This is a genomic window from Pseudoalteromonas sp. G5_S1_14_S5 (assembly GCF_054968605.1).
The window spans coordinates 1-224 of sequence record NZ_JBQKUM010000291.1 but is presented as its reverse complement, the minus strand read 5'-3'; the positions used below and the strand labels follow the sequence as shown (position 1 = coordinate 224).

Annotated in this window: 1 pseudogene; it reads right to left on the bottom strand. The window is 42.0% G+C overall.

From position 1 onward, the window contains the following. Window positions 1-224 (bottom strand): annotated as a pseudogene (locus tag ACTRWI_RS22930) (IS3 family transposase); the annotation flags it as partial.

The following is a 224-nucleotide window of genomic DNA, read 5'->3' as shown; positions in this document are numbered from 1 at the left end:
TTTACACCCTGATTTGTGACTATATCTGCAATAGTCCGTGCACCCGCAGAGGCATTGCTTGCTGCGTGGGCCTCACTAACCAAACTGCGAAGTTTGACTGTTTCCGCCTTAATCGCCGTTGGACGTTTTAACCAATAGTTATAACTACTTCGATGAACATTGAAGACTTCGCATAATGTTTTTACGCTATAGCTCTGCTTAAGTTTCTTGATTATCAAGAATTG